Source organism: Streptomyces sp. NPDC055955 (assembly GCF_042270245.1).
Classification (GTDB): Bacteria; Actinomycetota; Actinomycetes; order Streptomycetales; family Streptomycetaceae; genus Streptomyces.
This window is the reverse complement of the sequence record NZ_JBHJYS010000003.1, coordinates 523212-541858: the sequence shown is the minus strand read 5'-3', so window position 1 is coordinate 541858 and position 18647 is coordinate 523212. Positions and strand designations below refer to the sequence as shown.

Annotated in this window: 19 protein-coding genes; 5 read left to right on the top strand and 14 right to left on the bottom strand. The window is 70.4% G+C overall.

What is annotated here, in order from left to right; translation table 11 throughout:
- Positions 1-60: 60 nt before the first annotated feature.
- Positions 61-222 carry a hypothetical protein gene (locus ACFC96_RS08585; protein ID WP_376260728.1) on the bottom strand — a complete coding sequence of 54 codons (162 nt, stop codon included), beginning with the start codon at positions 220-222 and terminating at the stop codon, positions 61-63.
- Between the two features lie 96 nt (positions 223-318).
- Here ACFC96_RS08585 and ACFC96_RS08580 point away from each other — a divergent pair, with 96 nt between their 5' ends.
- Both ACFC96_RS08580 and ACFC96_RS08575 read left to right on the top strand, forming a co-directional pair.
- Positions 319-1176 (top strand): hypothetical protein, encoded by an 858-nt coding sequence (locus tag ACFC96_RS08580; RefSeq protein WP_376610937.1) that lies wholly within the window; start codon positions 319-321, stop codon positions 1174-1176.
- Between the two features lie 97 nt (positions 1177-1273).
- On the top strand, positions 1274-1465 hold the full coding sequence (locus tag ACFC96_RS08575; protein WP_376610935.1) for a hypothetical protein: 192 nt from the start codon (positions 1274-1276) through the stop codon (positions 1463-1465).
- A gap of 94 nt (positions 1466-1559) precedes the next feature.
- Here the strand turns inward: ACFC96_RS08575 and ACFC96_RS08570 are convergent, their stop codons facing one another.
- A complete protein-coding gene (locus tag ACFC96_RS08570) occupies positions 1560-1910 on the bottom strand; it encodes a metal-sensitive transcriptional regulator (RefSeq protein ID WP_266562661.1) in 351 nt (116 codons plus the stop codon).
- 188 nt (positions 1911-2098) lie between these two features.
- Here ACFC96_RS08570 and ACFC96_RS08565 point away from each other — a divergent pair, with 188 nt between their 5' ends.
- Positions 2099-2719 carry a DUF47 domain-containing protein gene (locus ACFC96_RS08565; RefSeq protein ID WP_376260722.1) on the top strand — a complete coding sequence of 207 codons (621 nt, stop codon included), beginning with the start codon at positions 2099-2101 and terminating at the stop codon, positions 2717-2719.
- Positions 2720-2728: 9 nt separating this feature from the next.
- Positions 2729-3727 carry an anion permease gene (locus ACFC96_RS08560; RefSeq protein ID WP_376260720.1) on the top strand — a complete coding sequence of 333 codons (999 nt, stop codon included), beginning with the start codon at positions 2729-2731 and terminating at the stop codon, positions 3725-3727.
- Between the two features lie 107 nt (positions 3728-3834).
- Here ACFC96_RS08560 and pstB read toward each other — a convergent pair whose 3' ends face one another.
- From pstB to mshD, 12 genes are all read right to left on the bottom strand, one after another.
- The gene (gene pstB / locus ACFC96_RS08555; RefSeq protein ID WP_376260719.1) at positions 3835-4611 is read right to left on the bottom strand and encodes a phosphate ABC transporter ATP-binding protein PstB; all 777 of its coding nucleotides are present in this window, start codon (positions 4609-4611) and stop codon (positions 3835-3837) included.
- 53 nt (positions 4612-4664) lie between these two features.
- Positions 4665-5735: a phosphate ABC transporter permease PstA gene (gene pstA / locus ACFC96_RS08550; protein ID WP_376260717.1), complete on the bottom strand. Its 1071-nt coding sequence runs from the start codon at positions 5733-5735 to the stop codon at positions 4665-4667.
- Positions 5732-6739: a phosphate ABC transporter permease subunit PstC gene (gene pstC / locus ACFC96_RS08545; RefSeq protein ID WP_376610933.1), complete on the bottom strand. Its 1008-nt coding sequence runs from the start codon at positions 6737-6739 to the stop codon at positions 5732-5734. The genes pstA and pstC overlap by 4 nt, the downstream gene beginning before the upstream one ends.
- Positions 6740-6838: 99 nt before the next feature.
- Positions 6839-7969: a phosphate ABC transporter substrate-binding protein PstS gene (gene pstS / locus ACFC96_RS08540; protein ID WP_376260713.1), complete on the bottom strand. Its 1131-nt coding sequence runs from the start codon at positions 7967-7969 to the stop codon at positions 6839-6841.
- A gap of 235 nt (positions 7970-8204) precedes the next feature.
- The gene (locus ACFC96_RS08535; protein WP_376260711.1) at positions 8205-8666 is read right to left on the bottom strand and encodes an NUDIX hydrolase; all 462 of its coding nucleotides are present in this window, start codon (positions 8664-8666) and stop codon (positions 8205-8207) included.
- A complete protein-coding gene (locus ACFC96_RS08530; protein ID WP_376260709.1) occupies positions 8663-9730 on the bottom strand; it encodes a CHAD domain-containing protein in 1068 nt (355 codons plus the stop codon). Before ACFC96_RS08530 ends, ACFC96_RS08535 begins: the two co-directional genes overlap by 4 nt.
- Positions 9711-12083, bottom strand: a complete 2373-nt coding sequence (locus tag ACFC96_RS08525; RefSeq protein ID WP_376260707.1) for an RNA degradosome polyphosphate kinase — start codon at positions 12081-12083, stop codon at positions 9711-9713. The genes ACFC96_RS08530 and ACFC96_RS08525 overlap by 20 nt, the downstream gene beginning before the upstream one ends.
- 143 nt (positions 12084-12226) lie before the next feature.
- Positions 12227-13174, bottom strand: coding sequence for an ABC transporter permease (locus ACFC96_RS08520; protein ID WP_376610931.1), 948 nt, complete (start codon positions 13172-13174; stop codon positions 12227-12229).
- Positions 13171-14217 carry a hypothetical protein gene (locus tag ACFC96_RS08515; protein WP_376610929.1) on the bottom strand — a complete coding sequence of 349 codons (1047 nt, stop codon included), beginning with the start codon at positions 14215-14217 and terminating at the stop codon, positions 13171-13173. Before ACFC96_RS08515 ends, ACFC96_RS08520 begins: the two co-directional genes overlap by 4 nt.
- The gene (locus tag ACFC96_RS08510; protein ID WP_376260702.1) at positions 14214-15134 is read right to left on the bottom strand and encodes an ABC transporter ATP-binding protein; all 921 of its coding nucleotides are present in this window, start codon (positions 15132-15134) and stop codon (positions 14214-14216) included. Before ACFC96_RS08510 ends, ACFC96_RS08515 begins: the two co-directional genes overlap by 4 nt.
- Complete coding sequence (locus ACFC96_RS08505) at positions 15131-15517, bottom strand: GntR family transcriptional regulator (protein ID WP_376260777.1); 387 nt, start codon at positions 15515-15517, stop codon at positions 15131-15133. The genes ACFC96_RS08510 and ACFC96_RS08505 overlap by 4 nt, the downstream gene beginning before the upstream one ends.
- 130 nt (positions 15518-15647) lie before the next feature.
- Positions 15648-16580 carry a mycothiol synthase gene (gene mshD / locus ACFC96_RS08500; RefSeq protein WP_376260700.1) on the bottom strand — a complete coding sequence of 311 codons (933 nt, stop codon included), beginning with the start codon at positions 16578-16580 and terminating at the stop codon, positions 15648-15650.
- Positions 16581-16752: 172 nt separating this feature from the next.
- Between mshD and ACFC96_RS08495 the strand changes: the two genes are divergently transcribed.
- Complete coding sequence (locus ACFC96_RS08495; RefSeq protein ID WP_376260698.1) at positions 16753-18564, top strand: bifunctional metallophosphatase/5'-nucleotidase; 1812 nt, start codon at positions 16753-16755, stop codon at positions 18562-18564.
- Positions 18565-18647: the final 83 nt, after the last annotated feature.

Sequence of the window (18647 nt, the reverse complement as noted above, 5' to 3'; positions counted from 1 at the left end):
GTTTCCCGGGATACGAGACGTCTCCGGGAAGCGCGGGGTTCCACGCGGGGGAGGTCGGGGTCAGGGGCGGGCCGTGTGCTCCTCGGCGTCGGTTCTCGCCTTCGAGCGGGCTCTGCGGGAGGGGCCGCGCCAGCCGCACGTGCAGCGGGCCAGGCAGAAGCGGCCTTGTTCGGCCGTCGTCGTGCGGTGGGTCTCGGGGAGTCCGGACTGCTCTTGTGCCACGGCTCAACGGTACGCGTGACGGGTGCAGGCAACCGTCGTTATCCGGTCGACAGAGGGGCCGCGGACGCTCGGACAGAGCTTGGGGGCAGACAGGCGATGGTGCAGCACGAACGCGCAGCACGGGCGGTCGCGGCGGCCGCGGCGGTCGGACTGATGGGCCTCGCCACCGGCTGTTCGGCCGCCGCCGAGGCGGACAACGAGAGCCCGGCCGAGTCCGCCGCCGCCGTGCACGGCGCGGCCGACCGCCTGGTCAGGGAGGGCAGTTCTAGGGCCCGTACGTCCATGGAGATGGCGAGCGGCGGGACCCGCGTCACGATCAGGGGCGAGGGCGTCTACGACTACCGGGCGCACGTGGGGCGGTTGAAGGTCGTGCTTCCGCGGGATCCTGCCGGCGCCGAGGAGCACCGGCCCATCACCGAACTCCTCGCGCCCGGCGCCCTGTACATGAAGAACCGGGGCGCGGGGGTGCCCGCCGACAAGTGGGTGCGGGTCGACACGGCCACCATGTCGGACGGGAACCTGGTCACGGGCGGGGCCACGGATCCGCTGGCCGCCGCCGAACTGCTGCGGGGCGCGCGCAAGGTGACGTACGTGGGGGAGAGCGAGCTCGCCGGGACGGAGGTCCGGCACTACCGCGGGACCGTCGACATGGCGGCCGCGGCCCGTGCCGCTTCCCCGGCCGGCCGGCCGGCGCTGGAGGCCGCGGCGAAAGGGTTCGCCAAGGACCAGGTGCCGTTCGACGTGTACCTCGACGACGAGGGCCGGATCAGGAAGGTGTGCCACCGGTTCAGCTTCGTGAATACGAAGGTGACGGCTGCGGTGAAGGGGAAGGGCGGGAAGAGGGAGGTCGTCGATGTGGCGTCCACCACTCTTCTCGACGGCTTCGGAATTTCGGCGAATGTCGATCTTCCCGACACAAAGGACATTTTCGCCGGGGAGATCGCCGAGAATTAGCCGTCCGGAAATGGTCCGTCCGTGCCATGCGCAGCGCGTAGGGCGCTCCCTACTCTAGGAAGTCGGTTACGGCTACGGCTTACGGCTGGAAGAGGTGATGTGCGTGGCTCCGGTGGGCGGCACGGCGGTTCATGACCACGTCGCCCTCGCCGAGATCGAGCTGTGCGGTGAATTGATCATCGCGGCGTCGGCCGCGGATGAGGACCGGCTCAGTGCGGACCGTATCGACGAGGTGCTGAGGGTCGCCGAGGAGCGGTGGCCCCGGGACGTGGACCCCGGGGAGTCCTGAACCCGTGAGGGGCGCGGCCGGCTGTCCGGCGCGCCCCGGCCTCCGGGTCGTGTATCTCACAGGGGCAGGGCGCGCGGTGCGCGGCCCGGGCGTCTCAGGTGCGCAGCATCCGCGCGATCGCCTTCGTCGCCTCCTCGACCTTCGCGTCGATCTCGTCGCCGCCCTTGACCGCCGCGTCGGCGACGCAGTGGCGCAGGTGCTCCTCGAGGAGCTGGAGCGCGAAGGACTGCAGGGCCTTGGTGGAAGCGGAGACCTGCGTGAGTATGTCGATGCAGTAGACGTCCTCGTCGACCATGCGCTGCAGGCCCCGGATCTGGCCCTCGATGCGGCGCAGGCGCTTGAGGTGCTCGGCCTTCTGGTGGTGGTAGCCGTGGATTCCACGGTCGTGGTCCGTCACGTTCTCGCCGTCGTGGTCGGTCACGATCTCGGTCGCTTCCGTGGTCATCGCGTCCTCCCGTTGTATACCCCTAGTGGGTATATGGTACCGAATTTCGAGGGGGTCCGACGGGTTCGCGGGACCCTGTGCTCATCACACTGCCTGATGGGCGACACTGGGGTATTGCCGGTTAGCCGTGGCCGGATGATGCGCCTAGCATCAGCCTGACCGAATCCAAAGCACCCCGAGGACCCCACGTGCGCTTTCGTCTGACCCCCAGGGAGACGAGCTTCTACGACATGTTTGCCGCATCCGCGGACAACATCGTCACGGGCTCGAAACTCCTGATGGAACTGCTCGGGGCGGATTCCTCCGCCCGGGCCGAGATCGCGGAGCGGATGCGGGCAGCGGAACACGCCGGTGACGACGCCACCCACGCGATTTTCCACCAGCTGAACTCCTCGTTCATCACGCCCTTCGACCGCGAGGACATCTACAACCTCGCGTCGTCCCTCGACGACATCATGGACTTCATGGAGGAGGCCGTCGACCTCGTCGTCCTCTACCAGGTCGAAGAGCTGCCCAAGGGTGTCGAGCAGCAGATCGAGGTTCTGGCGCGTGCGGCCGAGCTGACCGCCGAGGCCATGCCGAACCTGCGGACCATGGACAACCTCACCGAGTACTGGATCGAGGTCAACCGCCTCGAGAACCAGGCCGACCAGATCCACCGCAAGCTGCTCGCGCAGCTCTTCAACGGCAAGTACGACGCCATAGAGGTGCTGAAGCTCAAGCAGATCGTGGATGTGCTCGAAGAGGCGGCGGATGCCTTCGAGCACGTGGCGAACACGGTGGAGACCATCGCCGTCAAGGAGTCCTGAGGCCTTCTCATGGACACCTTCGCACTGATCGTGACGATTGGCGTCGCGCTCGGATTCACATATACGAACGGCTTCCACGACTCGGCGAACGCGATCGCCACGTCGGTCTCCACGCGGGCGCTGACGCCTCGGGCGGCGCTCGCCATGGCCGCGGTGATGAACCTCGCCGGTGCCTTCATGGGCAGCGGCGTCGCCAAGACGGTGAGTGAGGGGATCATCGCCACGCCGGAAGGCGACAGGGGGATGGGCATCCTGTTCGCGGCGCTCGTCGGCGCGATCATCTGGAACCTCGTCACCTGGTACTTCGGACTGCCGTCCTCGTCGTCGCACGCGCTGTTCGGCGGCATGGTCGGCGCGGCACTCGCCGGTGGTACGGCCGTCTACTGGTCCGGCGTGCTCGACAAGATCGTCATCCCGATGCTCACCTCGCCGGTGATCGGTCTGATCGTCGGCTACCTCGTCATGTGCGCGATCCTGTGGCTGTTCCGGCGGTCCAACCCGCACAAGGCCAAGCGCGGCTTCCGTATCGCGCAGACGGTGTCGGCGGCCGGCATGGCGCTCGGTCACGGTCTGCAGGACGCACAGAAGACGATGGGCATCGTGGTGATGGCCCTCGTCATCTCCGGGCACGAGACCTACAGCGACCCGATCCCGGTCTGGGTCAAGCTCGTCTGCGCGCTGATGCTGTCCCTCGGTACGTACGCGGGCGGCTGGCGCATCATGCGGACCCTCGGGCGCAAGATCATCGAGCTGGACCCGCCGCAGGGTTTCGCGGCCGAGACGACCGGTGCGTCGATCATGTTCGGCTCGGCGTTCCTGTTCCACGCGCCGATCTCGACGACGCACGTCATCACGTCGGCGATCATGGGCGTGGGCGCGACCAAGCGCGTGAACGCGGTCCGCTGGGGTGTCGCCAAGAACATCGTCCTCGGCTGGTTCATCACCATGCCGGCCGCCGCGCTGGTCGCGGCGGGGAGCTTCTGGGTCGTGAACCTGGCCTTCGGCTAGCAGGCGCACGGAACACGTAAAAGAGGGCCCGCCCCCCGGGAGCCAGGGGGCGGGCCCTTTGCCTTGCGGTGGCACCGCCATGCAGCACCGCAAGGAGCAGGTGGTGTCTAGCCGAAGCGGCCCGAGATGTAGTCCTCGGTGGCCTGGACCGACGGGTTGGAGAAGATCCGCTCGGTCTCGTCGATCTCGACGAGCTTGCCGGGCTGACCGACCGCGGACAGGTTGAAGAACGCCGTGCGGTCCGAGACACGGGCCGCCTGCTGCATGTTGTGCGTCACGATGACGATCGTGAAGCGCTCCTTGAGCTCGCCGATCAGGTCCTCGATGGCGAGGGTCGAGATCGGGTCGAGGGCCGAGCAGGGCTCGTCCATGAGGAGGACCTGGGGCTCGACCGCGATGGCGCGGGCGATGCACAGACGCTGCTGCTGGCCGCCGGAGAGGCCGGAGCCGGGCTTGTTGAGGCGGTCCTTGACCTCGTTCCAGAGGTTGGCGCCCTTGAGGGACTTCTCGACGATGTCGCCGAGCTCGCTCTTCTTGTACGAGCCGTTCAGGCGCAGGCCCGCCGCCACGTTGTCGAAGATCGACATGGTGGGGAACGGGTTCGGACGCTGGAACACCATGCCGACCGTGCGGCGCACGGCGACCGGGTCGACGTGGGTGCCGTAGAGGTCCTCGTCGTCCAGGAGCACCTTGCCCTCGACGCGGCCCCCGGGGGTGACCTCGTGCATGCGGTTCAGGGTGCGCAGGAAGGTGGACTTGCCGCAGCCGGACGGGCCGATGAAGGCCGTCACGGAGCGGGGCTCCACGGTCATCGAGATGTCCTCGATCGCCTTGTGGGAGCCGTAGTACGCGGTCAGGCCCGATACGTCGATTCGCTTGGCCATGGGGATCACTGCTTTCGGAAGGGAAGTGCTGAAGGTCGCTGAGGATGGCCGCGTCAGCGGCCCGTCTTTGGTGCCTTCCAGCGGGCGATGCCGCGGGCCACCAGGTTGAGGATCATGATGAAGGCGATGAGGACGAGAGCCGCCGCCCACGCGCGGTCGTACGCCGCCGGGCTGCCGCCGCTGTTCTGGTACTGCTGGTAGATGTACAGCGGCAGCGAGGACTGGGGCCCCTGGAACGGGTCCGTGTTGATGAGCGGGTTGCCCCAGACCAGCAGCAGGACGGGCGCGGTCTCACCGGCGATACGCGCGATGGCCAGCATCACACCGGTCGTGATGCCGCCGATCGACGTCGGCAGGACGACCTTGAGGATCGTGCGCCACTTCGGTACGCCGAGCGCGAGGGAGGCCTCGCGCAGCTCGTTCGGGACGAGCTTGAGCATTTCCTCGGTGGAGCGGACGACGACCGGGATCATCAGGATGGAAAGGGCCATCGACCCGGCGAAGCCGGAGTAGCTGAAGCCGAGGATCAGGATCCAGAAGCTCAGGATGAACAGGCCCGCGACGATCGACGGGATGCCCGTCATGACGTCGACGAAGAAGGTCACCGCCTTCGCGAGCTTGCCCCGGCCGTATTCGACCAGGTAGATCGCGGTGAGCAGGCCGATCGGCACGGAGATCAGGGTGGCGAGGCCGACCTGCTCCAGGGTGCCGATGATGGCGTGGTAGATGCCGCCGCCCGGCTCGTAGTCGGTGACGACGCCCATCGAGTGGGTCAGGAAGAAGCCGTCGAGGACCTTCACGCCGCGCGAGACGGTCTCCCAGATCAGGGAGACCAGCGGGATCACGGCGAGGACGAACGCGACCCAGACGACGCTGGTCGCGACGCGGTCCTTGGCCTGGCGCTTGCCCTCGACGACGGTGGCGATGCCGAACGTGCCGAGCACGAACAGGACCGCGGCGATCAGACCCCACTGGATCTGGCTGTCGAGTCCGGCGCCCAGGCCGATCGCGCAGCCGATCGCGACGGCGCCGGCGGCGATGGCGTACGGGGACCAGCGCGGCAGGCGCGCGGCGCTGAGGGAGTCGGTGCCGGGGGCCGGCGGGGTGATCGTTGCGTTGCTCATGCGTTGGCCCCCGAGTACTCCTTGCGGCGGGCGATGATCGCGCGGGCCGCGCCGTTCACGACCAGCGTGATGATGAACAGGACCAGACCGGAGGCGATGAGCGCGTCACGGCCCTGCTCGGTGGCCTCGCTGAACTTCGCGGCGATGTTCTGCGCGAAGGTGCCGCCGCCCGGGTCGAGCAGGCTGGCGTTGATCTCGAAGCTGGGGGAGAGGACCGTCGCGACGGCCATGGTCTCGCCGAGCGCGCGGCCGAGGCCGAGCATCGAGGCGGAGATGACGCCGGAGCGGCCGAAGGGGATCACCGACATGCGGATGACCTCCCAGCGGGTGGCGCCGAGCGCGAGTGCGGCCTCCTGGTGCATCAGGGGCGCCTGCCGGAAGACCTCACGGCTGACGTTCGTGATGATCGGGAGGATCATGATCGCGAGCAGGATGCCGACGGCGAGGAGGGTGCGCGGGGCGCCGCCCTGCCACTCGAAGATGCCGGTCCAGCCGAAGTAGTCGTCGAGCCAGCTGTAGAGGCCGGTGAGGTGCGGCACCAGGAAGAGGGCGCCCCACAGGCCGTACACGATGGACGGTACGGCGGCGAGCAGGTCGACGACGTACGCGATCGTGCCGCCGAGCTTCTTCGGCGCGTAGTGCGTGATGAACAGCGCGATGCCGACGGCGACCGGGACGGCGATCGCCATGGCGATGACCGAGGAGACGATCGTGCCGAAGGCGAGGACCGCGATGCCGAAGACCGGCGGGGTCGCGTTGGCGTTCCACTCGAAGGTCGTGAGGAAGTTGCCGTCGTTCTTGGACAGCACCATCGAGGCGCGGTAGGTGAGGAAGGCCGCGATGGCGGCCATGATCACCAGAAGCAGGATGCCGGAGCCGCGCGAGAGACCTAGGAAGATCCGGTCACCGGGGCGGGTGGCGCCGCGGGACGCGCGCGTCTGCAGCGCGGGCGCGGGCGGGTCGGCGGGGGCGGGTGGAGCAGTCGTCTTCGTGGATATATCCATGGGGTTCTCCGGTCTGCGGAGCCGCGGTCGGGCGGCTCCAGGCGGCGGTGCACCGGACGGTGCGGCCCGCCCCCGGTGAGGGGCGGGCCGCACGCTGGGTCAGCTCAGGCTCGCGATGGTGTCGCGGACCTTGGTGTTGATCTCGGAGGGGATCGGCGCGTAGCCGAGGGCCGCCAGGGAGTCCTGGCCGTCCTGGCTCGCGATGTAGGTGAGGAAGGACTTGGTGGCCGGGAAGGTGTCGGCCTTGTTGCCCTTGTCGCAGACGATCTCGTAGGTGACGAGGGTGATCGGGTAGGCGCCGTCGGCCTTCGTCGCGTAGTTCAGCTCGAGGGCGAGGTCCTTGCCGGTGCCCACGGTCTTGGCCTCGGAGATCGCCTTGGTGGCGTTCTCGACGGTGGCCTTGACCGGCGCGGAGGCGCCCGTGTCGAGGTCGACCGTCTTGATGCCGTCCTTGGCGTAGGAGAGCTCGAAGTAGGAGATCGCGCCGGCGGTCTGCTTGACCTGCTGGGCGAGGCCGGAGGAGCCCTGCGCGGACTGGCCGCCCTTGGCCTGCCAGGCCTTGCCGCCCGAGTACTTCCAGTCCGCCGGGGAGGCGGCCTTGAGGTACTTGGTGAAGTTGTCGGTGGTGCCGGACTCGTCCGAGCGGTGGAACGCCTGGATCTTGGTCTTGGGCAGCTTCGCCTTGGGGTTCAGCTTGGCGATGGCCTCGTCGTCCCAGGTGCTGATCTTGCCGTCGAAGATCTGGGCGAGGGTCTTGGCGTCCAGGACCAGGTTGTCGACACCCGGGACGTTGTAACCGACCGCGATCGGGCCGCCGACCATCGGGAGGTCGATGCCCTGGCCGCCGGAGCAGACCTTCTTGGAGGCGGCGACCTCTTCGGGCTTCAGCGCGGAGTCCGAGCCGGCGAAGGCGACCTGGCCCTGGGTGAACGCCGTGACACCGGCGCCCGAACCCTCGGGCTTGTAGTTGATCTGCACACCCTTGCACTCGGCGGTGTAGGCCTTGACCCAGGCCTGGATGGCGTTGGCCTGCGCGGAGGAACCGTTGGCGAGCAGCTGGCCCTTGGCGTCGTCGCACTTGATGCTGCCGGCCTTGGCCGACGGGCCGCTGCTCGCACCGCCGTTGGCACTCGTGTCGTCCGAGCCGCACGCCGTGAGGGCCAGGGCGCCGGAGACGGCGATGGCGCCGAGGGAGAGGGCGCGGAGCCGGTTCTTGCGCTGAAGCTTCACTTTCGGATGTTCCTTCCAGGAGCCGCCGGTCGGTGATCCGGGACGGCGTGCGAAGTCTGTTTCCAGGTAGGCGGCGCGGTGTTCGCCCGTGTGGGCGACTCGCACCGTGTAAGGCCGAAATTAGGCAGGACAGGTGAAGCGACCGATGGGCATGAGTGAACGGGGGGTGAACCTCGGCGGTCGGTGCGGTGAGGTACTGTGTGACGTTTTGTGACGACACGGGTACGCGCTGCGACTATGCCAGGTGGAGGGCGCTCAGCAGCGCGTCGACGAGCGTCTTGTCGCGGGGCTGGGTCAGACGGTGGCGGGCGGCGGTCGGGGAGAGCCAGGCGACGCGGTCGACCTCGCGATTCGGCGTGAACCCGCCGTCCGTGGCCTCGGCGGCCCAGTAGTCGACGCGCTTGGGGCGCCCGCCCGCGACATAGCGGGTGGTGGGGAGACGGGCACCGGGAGCGCACCGGAAGCCGGTCTCCTCCTCGACCTCGCGCAGCGCCCCCGCGAGCGCTTCCTCGCCGCGCTTCAGCTTGCCCTTGGGGTGCGACCAGTCGTCGTACTTGGGCCGGTGCACGAGGCAGATCTCGATGGGGTCCTCCGCTGCTCGATCGAAGTCGAGAGCTCGGGGAACGTCGTCGTACGGGGAGCGGCGCCACAGGACACAGCCGGCGGCGCGGATGACGTCGTTGTGGCCGCTGCTCATGTGGTGGGGACCGTCTCCTTCAGCCAGGCCCGCTGGAACGCGAAACGGGCCGCTTCCACTTCGTGGCGCTGGTCGGCGTGCAGGACGCCGAGCGCGTAGGCCGTCGCCGGGGCGATGCGCGGGGTGCGGGCCGCGTGGGCGGCGGCGGCCGCGGCCTCGGCGGCGTCCCGGTGCCGGTCCAGCGCGCCGGCCGCCTCGGTCTCCGCGTCGGCCGGCCCGCCGCCGGTGCCGGGCCGGCACGGCACGACCTCCTGGGCATAGCGGTGCAGCCGCAGCAGGAGGCGTACGTGGTGCCAGGGGGCGTCCTGGGACGGAGGCGCCGTGTCGGCGGTGAGGCCCTGGACGAGGGCCTCCGCGTTGTAGGGGTGGCCCGCCCGGTGGAGGGGGAGTGCCGAGACCGCCTCCGCGAGACGGGACTCCGCGGAGGTGGCCAGCGCGTCGAGGTCGGCCGTGGTGGCGCGCAGCGGGACCTCGCTGGCCAGTACGGCGACGCTGTCCGCGACCGCGTGAAAGCGTGACGAGCCGAGCGCCTGCAGCGCCGTGGAGTGGGCTCGGGTCCGGGCGAGGGTGAGCTGGCGCTCCAGCAGGGCGCCCGCCTTCGCCGCGCCCACGGTCAGGTTCCCCGACGCCGTGTTCTCGGTCCGCGACAGCTGGGCCGTGCCCACCCGTCCGGGGGGAGCCGCGGGGGTCTGGGCCGGTACCGCGTGGGCGCCGGAGAGTCGGTGCAGCGCGGACAGCAGCCGCTCCAGGCGGCCCGCGTACGCGTGTTCCTGCGCGAGCGTGCCGGAGAGCCACGCCAGTTCGGGGCGCAGCGCGTCGGACCACTCGGGGTCGAGCAGGGGGCGGAACGTGTGCAGGGTGCCGCTCACGCGGCGGGCGGAGCGGCGCAGGGCGCGCGCCGCTCCGGCCGCCTCCTCGGCGGTTCCCCCGGGCGCGGAGCCACCGCTCTCGCGGTGCTGCCGCAGGGAGCGCAGGAACTCCGTGGCCTGCTCACGCAGATAGGCCGCGACGACCTCGCCCGCGGAACCCTCCGCTCCCGATGTCTCAAGGTGTTGCTTTGCCACGCCGGCGCCTCCGGGCGTCTATGAGCATCTCCTGTACGTTCCGCAGGGGCCGGCCCTCCGCGTCCTTGGCGTGCCGGACCCAGTTGCCGTCCGGTCCCAGGTGCCAGGAGGCGGTGGTGTCGGACATCCCCGTCTCCAGGAGCCGGTTCAGGGCGCCGCGGTGAGCCGGGTCGGAGACCCGGACCAGGGCCTCGATGCGGCGGTCGAGGTTGCGGTGCATCATGTCCGCGCTGCCGAACCAGACCTCGGGCTCGCCGCCGTTGCCGAAGGCGAAGACCCGGGAGTGCTCCAGGAAGCGGCCGAGCACGGACCGTACGCGGATGTTCTCCGACAGGCCCGCGACGCCGGGTCGCACGGCGCAGATCCCGCGGACCCACACATCGACGGGCACGCCGGCCTGCGCCGCCCGGTACATCGCGTCGATGACGGCCTCGTCGACCATCGAGTTGACCTTGAAGCGGACGTAGGCGGGGCGGCCGGCGCGGTGGTGCTGGACCTCGTTGTTGATCCTCGAGATGAGGCCGTCGCGCAGGGACTTGGGGGCGACGAGGAGACGGCGGTACGTCTCGCGGCGTGAGTAGCCCGACAGCCGGTTGAAGAGGTCGGAGAGGTCGGCGCCCACCTGCGAGTCCGCGGTGAGCAGGCCCAGGTCCTCGTAGAGGCGGGCCGTCTTCGGGTGGTAGTTGCCCGTGCCGACGTGGCTGTAGCGGCGCAGCGTGTCGCCCTCCTGGCGCACGACGAGCGACAGCTTGCAGTGCGTCTTCAGGCCGACGAGGCCGTACACGACATGGCAGCCGGCCTCCTCCAGCTTGCGCGCCCACTTGATGTTGGCCTGTTCGTCGAAGCGGGCCTTGATCTCGACGAGGACGAGGACCTGCTTGCCGGACTCCGCGGCGTCTATCAGCGCGTCGACGATCGGCGAGTCGCCCGAGGTCCGGTACAGCGTCTGCTTGATGGCGAGGACGTCCGGGTCGGAGGCGGCCTGCTCCAGGAACGCCTGCACGGACGTGGAGAACGAGTCGTAGGGGTGGTGGAGCAGTACGTCGCGCTCGCGCAGGGCGGCGAAGATGTCGGGCGCGGACGCGGACTCGACCTCGGCCAGGTCGCGGTGGGTGCCCGCGATGAACTTGGGGTACTTCAGCTCGGGCCGGTCGAGGCCGGAGATGCCGAAGAGGCCCGTGAGGTCCAGGGGACCCGGCAGCGGGTACACCTCGGACTCGCTGATCTTCAGCTCGCGCACGAGGAGGTCGAGGACGTACCGGTCGATGGTCTCCTCGACCTCGAGCCGCACCGGCGGTCCGAAGCGGCGCCGCATGAGCTCCTTCTCCAGCGCCTTGAGGAGGTTCTCCGCGTCGTCCTCCTCGACCTCCAGGTCCTCGTTCCGGGTCAGCCGGAACATGTGGTGCTCCAGGACCTCCATGCCGGGGAACAGCTCGCCCAGGTGCTTGGGCGCCGAGATGACGTCCTCGATGGGGACGTAGCGCTGCGGCGAGGCCTCCAGGAAGCGGGAGAGCAGCGGCGGCACCTTGACGCGCGCGAAGTGACGGTGCCCGGAGACCGGGTTGCGCACGACGACGGCGAGGTTCAGGGAGAGGCCGGAGATGTAGGGGAAGGGGTGCGCGGGGTCCACGGCCAGCGGCGTGAGCACCGGGAAGATCTGCTGCTTGAACAGGGTGAAGAGCCGGGACTGCTCCTTGTCGGTGAGCTCCTCCCAGCGCACCACGTGGATGCCCTCGTCGGCGAGCGCCGGGGCGATGTCCTCCTGGTAGCAGGCGGCGTGCCGCGCCATGAGTTCGCGCGAGCGGTTCCAGATCAGTTCGAGGACTTCGCGGGGCTGGAGCCCTGAGGCCGAACGGGTGGCGACGCCCGTCGCGATACGGCGCTTGAGGCCGGCCACGCGGACCATGAAGAACTCGTCCAGGTTGGACGCGAAGATCGCCAGGAAGTTCGCCCGTTCCAGGAGCGGGGTGTCCGGGTCCTCGGCCAGTTCGAGTACGCGTTCGTTGAACGCGAGCCAGCTGCGCTCCCGGTCGAGGAAGCGGCCCTGGGGCAGCTCGGCACTGTAGTCCTCGAACTCGTCGGGGTCGGCGTCGATGTCGGCCGTGAGCTCGGGGAGCTCGGCTTCGAAGTCACCGCCCGCGACCGTGTGCGGGCGGTGCGCGGCTATCGAGCCGACGGACGGCTGCGCTTGCCGGTCGGAGGCCTGGTCCTGGGCGTTCTGCTGGCTCATGGACCCATTCTTCCGCGCCCGGACCACGATGGGCGCGTCGGAGAGCGCGGGCGTGAGGCGGAGTCTCCCGTTCGGGGAGTGCTCCGCCGGGGCCCCGGCGGGGTCGGGCGCGGCGGGCTGCATTCTGTGAGGGTGGCAAGCCCGTCTGAATGGTTGGTTACGGCGACATGACGTGCGGGGCATGGCGGGGCGTCCCCGGGGCGACCACGGGACGCCCCGGCGCCCGGCGTCGGCCGGATCCGCCCGGCCTGATCCGGACGACGGCCCTAGATCCGCCGGTTCCTGCGCAGGAGGGCGAAGACCGCCGTCACCGCGAGCGCCGTCAGGCCGAGGAGGATGCCGGTCTCGACGAGCTGCAGCGGCCAGAAGTGGGAGGCCGGCTGGAACTCGCGGTAGAAGCCCGTGACGTCGTGCCGGGTCAGGCAGCTCGTGTCGGCGCGGCACAGGGGGTCGGCGACGCGGGCGCCGCTCGCGGTGACCGCTCCCTCGTCGAGGAGGAGGCCGGTGAAGCCCCGGTAGCCCTGGTGGACGTCGCCCGTGACGGTGGAGGTGGTCCAGAAGCGGCCGCGGAGCGCGCCGAGCGCTGTGACCACGATGCCGGTGAGGGCGAGCGAGACGCAGATCGACGCGATCACGCGCCGGGCGACGAAAGCCACCAGCGCGCCGAGGGCCAGGCCGAGGAGCGGGAGCGCGACGGCGGTCGGGCCCAGGGAGCCGTAGACGCCGTCGGTGAACCACTGGTTGTCGGGGAGATCGCTCGCCCTCGAGGCGACCAGGCGGCGCAGCGCCACGAGGAGGCCGGTGCCCACGACGAGGAACGCGGCGGGCGCGGCTAGCTTCGCCGCCAGCCAGCGGGCCGGGGAGACGGACTGCGTCCAGGCGAGGGCGGCCGTGCCGCGCTCCAGCTCGCGGCCGATGAGGGTCCCGCCCGCGAAGGCGGCGGCGATCGCGGGCACGAGCGTGATCAGGCTCGTGCTGAGCCCGAGCAGGTTGGTGTACGTGAGGGCGCCCGGCCCCGTGGCGGTGCAGGCGTTCATGACGCCCGCGACGCACTTGCCGGTGATGTGCCATCCGGAGCTGCCCGGACCCCACAGCCACAGCAGCAGCGTCCCGGTCAGCGCGACGTACGCGACCCACACGCCCAGGGCGAGCCGGTGCAGCCGCAGCACGGTCCAGGTCAGCCCGGTCGAGGGGGAGAAGGTGGCGGTGCTCATGCTGCGGTCTCCTTCTTCGTCTTCGGCAGGTCCGTGTTCTTCGGCCGGCGCGTGCGCGGCTGGTAGCTGCGCAGGACGAGGAACGCGCCGACGACGGCGAGCGCCGTCAGGGCGAGCAGGATGCCCGTCTCCGTGAGCTGGCGGGGCCAGTAGTCGGGAGAGGGGAGGTAGTGGCGGCTGAAGCCGAAGACGTCGTGCCGGTCGAGGCATTTCGCGTCCAGTCCGCAGCCGGGGTCGCGGACCTCGACGCCCGCGGACGTGACGGCCTTGCTGTGCACGGGGATCACGGGCTGCTGGTAGGCCCCCTGGAACGGCCAGGAGTTGCCACGCACCGAGCCGACCAGGTACTGCACGATCCCGGCGCACGCCATCGCGGGCAGGGCGCGGCGCAGCACCAGCGCGGCGAGCACACCGAGAGCCAGACCGAACAGGGCGTTCGCGACGGTCGCGGGGCCCACGGAGAAGTAGAAGTCGCGCGGTCCGATCCCCGCGACCAGCAGATGGCCACGGGCCTCCCACACCTCTTCGTACAGGGCGACGACCAGAGCCGTGCCGGCCGTGATCAGCACCGCGGGCACCAGGAGTTTGAACGCCAGCCAGCGGGCGGGCGACGCGGACTGGGTCCACGCCAGCCGGGCGGTTCCCGTCTCCAGTTCACGCGCGATCAGCGGACCGGCCGCGAAGACGGCGATCACGCAGGCCGCGATACGGCTGAGGGTCAGCGGGTCGTAGAAGAGGGAGTCGAAGCTCAGGGTGAAGGTGGGACCGTCGAACGGCAGGAAGAACGCTCCGTCCAGGCCCTTCCACGCCACGTTCTGCGCGCCGCCGTAGCCGAACCGGTCGAACGCCTGCCGCGCGCTCGACGAGCCGGGCCCCCACAGCCACAGGAGCAGGCCCGCGGTGACGGCGACGTACGCGATCCACACCCACAGCGCCGTGCGGTGCAGGCGCAGCACGGTCCAGACGAGGCCGTCGGGGCCGGGCAGGGTGCGCCGGGCGGGGCTCTGGGCGGGACGCCCGAGCGTCGGGGTCGTGGAGGTCATGCCGTCACCGCCACGGCGGACGCGCTCGTGCCGGGGGTGATCAGCGCCGGGGCACCGGGGTTGCGCAGATGGGCGAGGATCAGCTCCTCCATGGACGGCTCCTGTGCCTCCCAGGCGCTGTCGAGCGGTCCGTCGCGGCGGATCAGGGCGGTCAGTCCCCGGCCGGCGGGGCGGGACTCGACCACGGTGTGCGGGGCGAGGTCGGCGGCCGTGCCGCGCCCGGTGACCAGGCTGTGGGCGGCCGTCAGGTCGTCGATGCCGCCGCCGAGCCGGATGCGGCCGGCGCCCAGGAGCAGCAAGTGGTCGCAGGCGTCGGTCAGTTCGGCGACGATGTGCGACGACATCAGGACGGTGGTGCCGTGCTCGGCGGCGTCCGCCATCAGTGTGCCCATCAGCTCGTGGCGGGCCAGCGGGTCGAGGTCCGCCATCGGCTCGTCGAGGAGCATCAGCTGGGGGCGCTTGCCGAGCGCGAGGGCGAGCGCGACGCGGGTGCGCTGTCCGCCGGAGAGCGAGCGGACCCGGGCCGCGGGGTCGAGGTCGCCCTGTTCGACGATCCTGTCGGCGTACGAGGCGTCCCAGCGGCCCCGGTTCAGCTCGGCGCCCATGCGCAGGGTGTCCGCGACGGAGAGCTGCGGGTACAGCGGCTTGTCCTGCGAGAGGTACGCGACGCGGTCGCGGCGCTCGCCGGGGGCGGCGCCGAGAACGGTGACGTGTCCGGAGGTGGGGCGCAGGAGCCCGGCGGCGATCGCGAGGAGGGTGGACTTTCCCGCTCCGTTGGGCCCGACCAGGGCGCTGATCCGCCCGGCGGGCAGGCGGAAGGAGCACTGGTCGAGCGCGGCCCGGTCATGGCGGCCGTAGCGCTTGTCGAGCCCTGCCGCCTCGATGGCGACGGCCGCAGTGGTGCTGGTGGAACTCACTGATCCCCCTTCGGGAAGGTTTCGTCCAGTACGGCGCCGAACAGGGCGGCCGTGTCCTCGCGGTCGAGGCCCGCGGTGCGGGCCCGCCGGGCCCAGTCGGCGAGTTCGGCCCGCAGCGGTGAGTCGGCCGGGGCCGCGCCGAGCGTCCTGCGGACGAAGGTGCCGAGACCTCGGCGGGCCTCGACCAGGCCCTCGCGCTCCAGTTCGCGGTACGCCTTGAGCACGGTGTTCGGGTTGATCGCGGTGGCTTCGACGACCTCGCGGGCCGTGGGCAGCTTGTCGCCGGGCTCCAGCAGGCCGAGGCGCAGGGCCTGCTGGGTCTGCTGGACGATCTGGAGGTAGGTGGCGACGCCGCTGCGCCGGTCGATCCGGTACTCGACCACGTTCCTCAACACCACCCTTTCACTAATCAAGTAGTGAAAGGGTGGTGCAAGAGAGGGGCAGTGTCAAGCGACGACTGCCCCTCGGGTGCCCGCGGACCTGGGTCCGCGCGGCTGAAACCTCTACGACCTGCTACGACTCCGTGCGGTACATCAGGTCCGTCTCGTGCGTGACGAAGCCGAGGCGCTCGTAGACCGTGACCGCGGGCTTGTTGTCGGCGTCCACGTAGAGCATCGCCGTCGGCAGACCCGACCTCTCCAGATGCCGCAGTCCCACCGCCGTGAGCGCCTTGCCGAGGCCGCCGCCCTGGTTGCCCGGCGCGACCCCGACGACGTACACCTCGCCGAGCTGTTCCTCGGCGTGGACCTTGGTCCAGTGGAAGCCGATGACCTCGCCGTCGCCCTCCCGCACGGCGAGGAAGAAGCCGGCCGGGTCGAACCACGGCTCGGCCTTGCGGTCGTCCAGGTCGCGCTGGGTCAGCGAGCCCTGCTCGGGGTGGTGGGCGAACGCCGCCGCGTTCACCGCGAGCCAGGCCGCGTCGTCCTCGCCGGGCACGAAGGTACGGATGACGACGCCCGCGGGCAGCACCGGCTCGGCGAGCGCGGGGCCCTCGGCCAACGGGCGCCGCATCTGGCGCAGTTCGCGGAACAGGGTCAGGCCGAGGACCTGCGCGAGGTGCCGGGCCGCCGAGTGGCCGCCGTGCGCCCAGACCCGCAGCCGCTTGCCGGACGCGCCGAGCAGTGCCGAGCCGAGCGCCCGCCCGTGTCCGTGCCCGCGGTGCGCGGGGTGCACGACGAGCTCGGCGGCCGGCGCCTCGATCGGGTCGGTGTCCTCCAGCTGGCCGTACCCGATCAGCTTGCCGTCGACGGTCAGCAGGAAGTGGCGCACGCCCTCCCTGGGGCCGCCGCGCAGCTGCAGCCTGCCCTGCTCCGACACCGCCTGCTGCCCGTCGGTGCGGGCGGCGTCCGAGAGGATCTCCAGGACGGCTTCCGCCTGGTCGGGGGTGAGGGCGGTGAGCGTCTCGATCTGGCGGTCGGGGGCGGTGGGCACGGCATCGCTGGTCATGGACAAGAGGGTACGGCGGCGGGCCCGCGCCGGGCCCGCCGCGGCTGATGGCAATCAGCTCGTAACCGGCAAACACCTGTCGTGCTACGCGCGTTGACCCTAGGCTGCCGAATTGGTCGCGACACACCGCCGGATCTTCCGTCTCACAGCACCCACACAGGGGGACGTACTCATGACTCCGCAGACACCGCACAGGACCAGACGCCGCGCCGCGTCGCGGATACTCGCCGCGGCGGCCGGGTTCGCCACCGTCGGCGCGCTCGTCGCGGCGCTGCCCGCGAACGCCACGCAGGACCGGCACCACGGGGGCGGTGACGGCCGCACGGTCGACGTGCAGCTGCTCTCCTTCAACGACTTCCACGGCAACCTGGAGCCGCCGGCCGGCTCGTCGGGCCAGGTCACGGAGAACCTGCCGGACGGCACCACGAGGAAGATCGACGCGGGCGGCGTCGAGTACCTCGCCACGTCCCTGCGGACCGCCAGGAAGAGCCACCCGTACAGCGTCACCGCCGCGGCCGGCGACCTGATCGGGGCCAGCCCGCTGCTGTCGGGGCTCTTCCACGACGAGCCCACCGTCGAGGCGATGAACAAGCTCGACCTGGACGTCACGAGCGTCGGCAACCACGAGTTCGACGAGGGCGCCACGGAGCTGGCGCGCATGCAGAGCGGCGGCTGCCACCCCAAGGACGGCTGTTTCGAGGACGGCAAGAAGTTCGAGGGCGCCGACTACCCCTACCTCGCCGCCAACGTGACGAACGAGAAGACCGGCAAGCCGATCCTCGCCCCCTACTGGGTGTGGAAGCACAACGGCGTGAAGATCGGGTTCATCGGCGTGACCCTTGAGGGCACCCCGGACATCGTCTCCGCGGACGGCGTCAAGGGCCTGAAGTTCCACGACGAGATCGAGACCGTCAACAAGTACGCCGAGATCCTCGACAAGCAGGGCGTGAAGTCGATCGTCACGCTCATCCACGAGGGCGGCGTGCCGGCCTCCGGCTCGTACAACTACGACTGCGACTCCCCGAGCGGCGGCGCCGGCATCTCGGGCCCGATCGTCGACATCGCCAAGGGCATCTCGCCGAAGGTCGACGCCCTGGTCACCGGGCACACGCACAACGCGTACGTCTGCACCGTCCCCGACCCGTCCGGCAAGCCCCGCCTGGTCACTTCGGCGTCCTCGTACGGGAAGCTCTACACGGACACGACGCTGACGTACGACCGCCGCACCAAGGACATCGTGCGTACGTCGGTGAAGTCGGCCAACCACGTGGTGAGCCGCACGCAGCCGAAGGCCGCGGACATGACCGCGCTCATCGGCCGCTGGAACAAGCTCGCCGCGCCCGTCGCGAGCCGGCCCGTCGGGTACATCTCGGCGGACATTCCGGGCCGCGGCGCCGCGTCGCCGGAGGAGCCGCTCGGTGACCTGATCGCGGACGCGCAGCTCGCGCACGCCAAGACCCTCGACCCGAAGGCCTCGCTGGCCCTGATGAACCCCGGCGGCGTGCGCTCCGACCTCGTGTACAAGGCGAGCGGCAGCGAGGGCGACGGCGTCGTCACCTACGGCGAGGGCTTCACCGTGCAGCCCTTCAGCAACACGGTGAACCTGGCCGACCTGACCGGCGCGCAGGTCATCACCGCGCTCCAGCAGCAGGTCAGCGGTTCCAACGAGGCCTCGCCGAAGATCCTCCAGCCGTCGGCGGGCCTGACGTACACGCTCGACATGACGAAGACGGGCGCGGCCCGCGTCGTCGTCGACTCCATCAAGCTGAACGGCGCCGCGATCGACCCGGCGGCGACGTACCGCGTGGCGATGAACTCGTTCCTCGCGGGCGGCGGCGACGGCTTCGCGGCGCTCGGCCAGGGCAAGAACCCGCTGGTCGGCAGCGACGACCTGAAGGCGTTCAACGACTACCTGACGGCCAACTCGTCGGCCACGTCACCGATCGCGCCCCCGAAGGCGGACCGGATCACGATCGTGAAGTGACGTATCGCACGGCCGGGTCGAGGGCCCGAACCGTCCCTTACTGGGAGTAATGCTGAGCGGTGGGATCGGGACGTGTGGTGAAA

Bases quoted from the DNA above. Each gene is read 5' to 3' on its own strand.
- ACFC96_RS08580 (WP_376610937.1), top strand. From the start codon at position 319: ATGGTGCAGCACGAACGCGCAGCACGGGCGGTCGCGGCGGCCGCGGCG.
- ACFC96_RS08575 (WP_376610935.1), top strand. From the start codon at position 1,274: ATGTGCGTGGCTCCGGTGGGCGGCACGGCGGTTCATGACCACGTCGCC.
- ACFC96_RS08570 (WP_266562661.1), bottom strand. From the start codon at position 1,910: ATGACCACGGAAGCGACCGAGATCGTGACCGACCACGACGGCGAGAAC.
- ACFC96_RS08560 (WP_376260720.1), top strand. From the start codon at position 2,729: ATGGACACCTTCGCACTGATCGTGACGATTGGCGTCGCGCTCGGATTC.
- pstB (WP_376260719.1), bottom strand. From the start codon at position 4,611: ATGGCCAAGCGAATCGACGTATCGGGCCTGACCGCGTACTACGGCTCC.
- pstA (WP_376260717.1), bottom strand. From the start codon at position 5,735: ATGAGCAACGCAACGATCACCCCGCCGGCCCCCGGCACCGACTCCCTC.
- pstC (WP_376610933.1), bottom strand. From the start codon at position 6,739: ATGGATATATCCACGAAGACGACTGCTCCACCCGCCCCCGCCGACCCG.
- ACFC96_RS08535 (WP_376260711.1), bottom strand. From the start codon at position 8,666: ATGAGCAGCGGCCACAACGACGTCATCCGCGCCGCCGGCTGTGTCCTG.
- ACFC96_RS08525 (WP_376260707.1), bottom strand. From the start codon at position 12,083: ATGCAGCCCGCCGCGCCCGACCCCGCCGGGGCCCCGGCGGAGCACTCC.
- ACFC96_RS08520 (WP_376610931.1), bottom strand. From the start codon at position 13,174: ATGAGCACCGCCACCTTCTCCCCCTCGACCGGGCTGACCTGGACCGTG.
- ACFC96_RS08515 (WP_376610929.1), bottom strand. From the start codon at position 14,217: ATGACCTCCACGACCCCGACGCTCGGGCGTCCCGCCCAGAGCCCCGCC.
- mshD (WP_376260700.1), bottom strand. From the start codon at position 16,580: ATGACCAGCGATGCCGTGCCCACCGCCCCCGACCGCCAGATCGAGACG.
- ACFC96_RS08495 (WP_376260698.1), top strand. From the start codon at position 16,753: ATGACTCCGCAGACACCGCACAGGACCAGACGCCGCGCCGCGTCGCGG.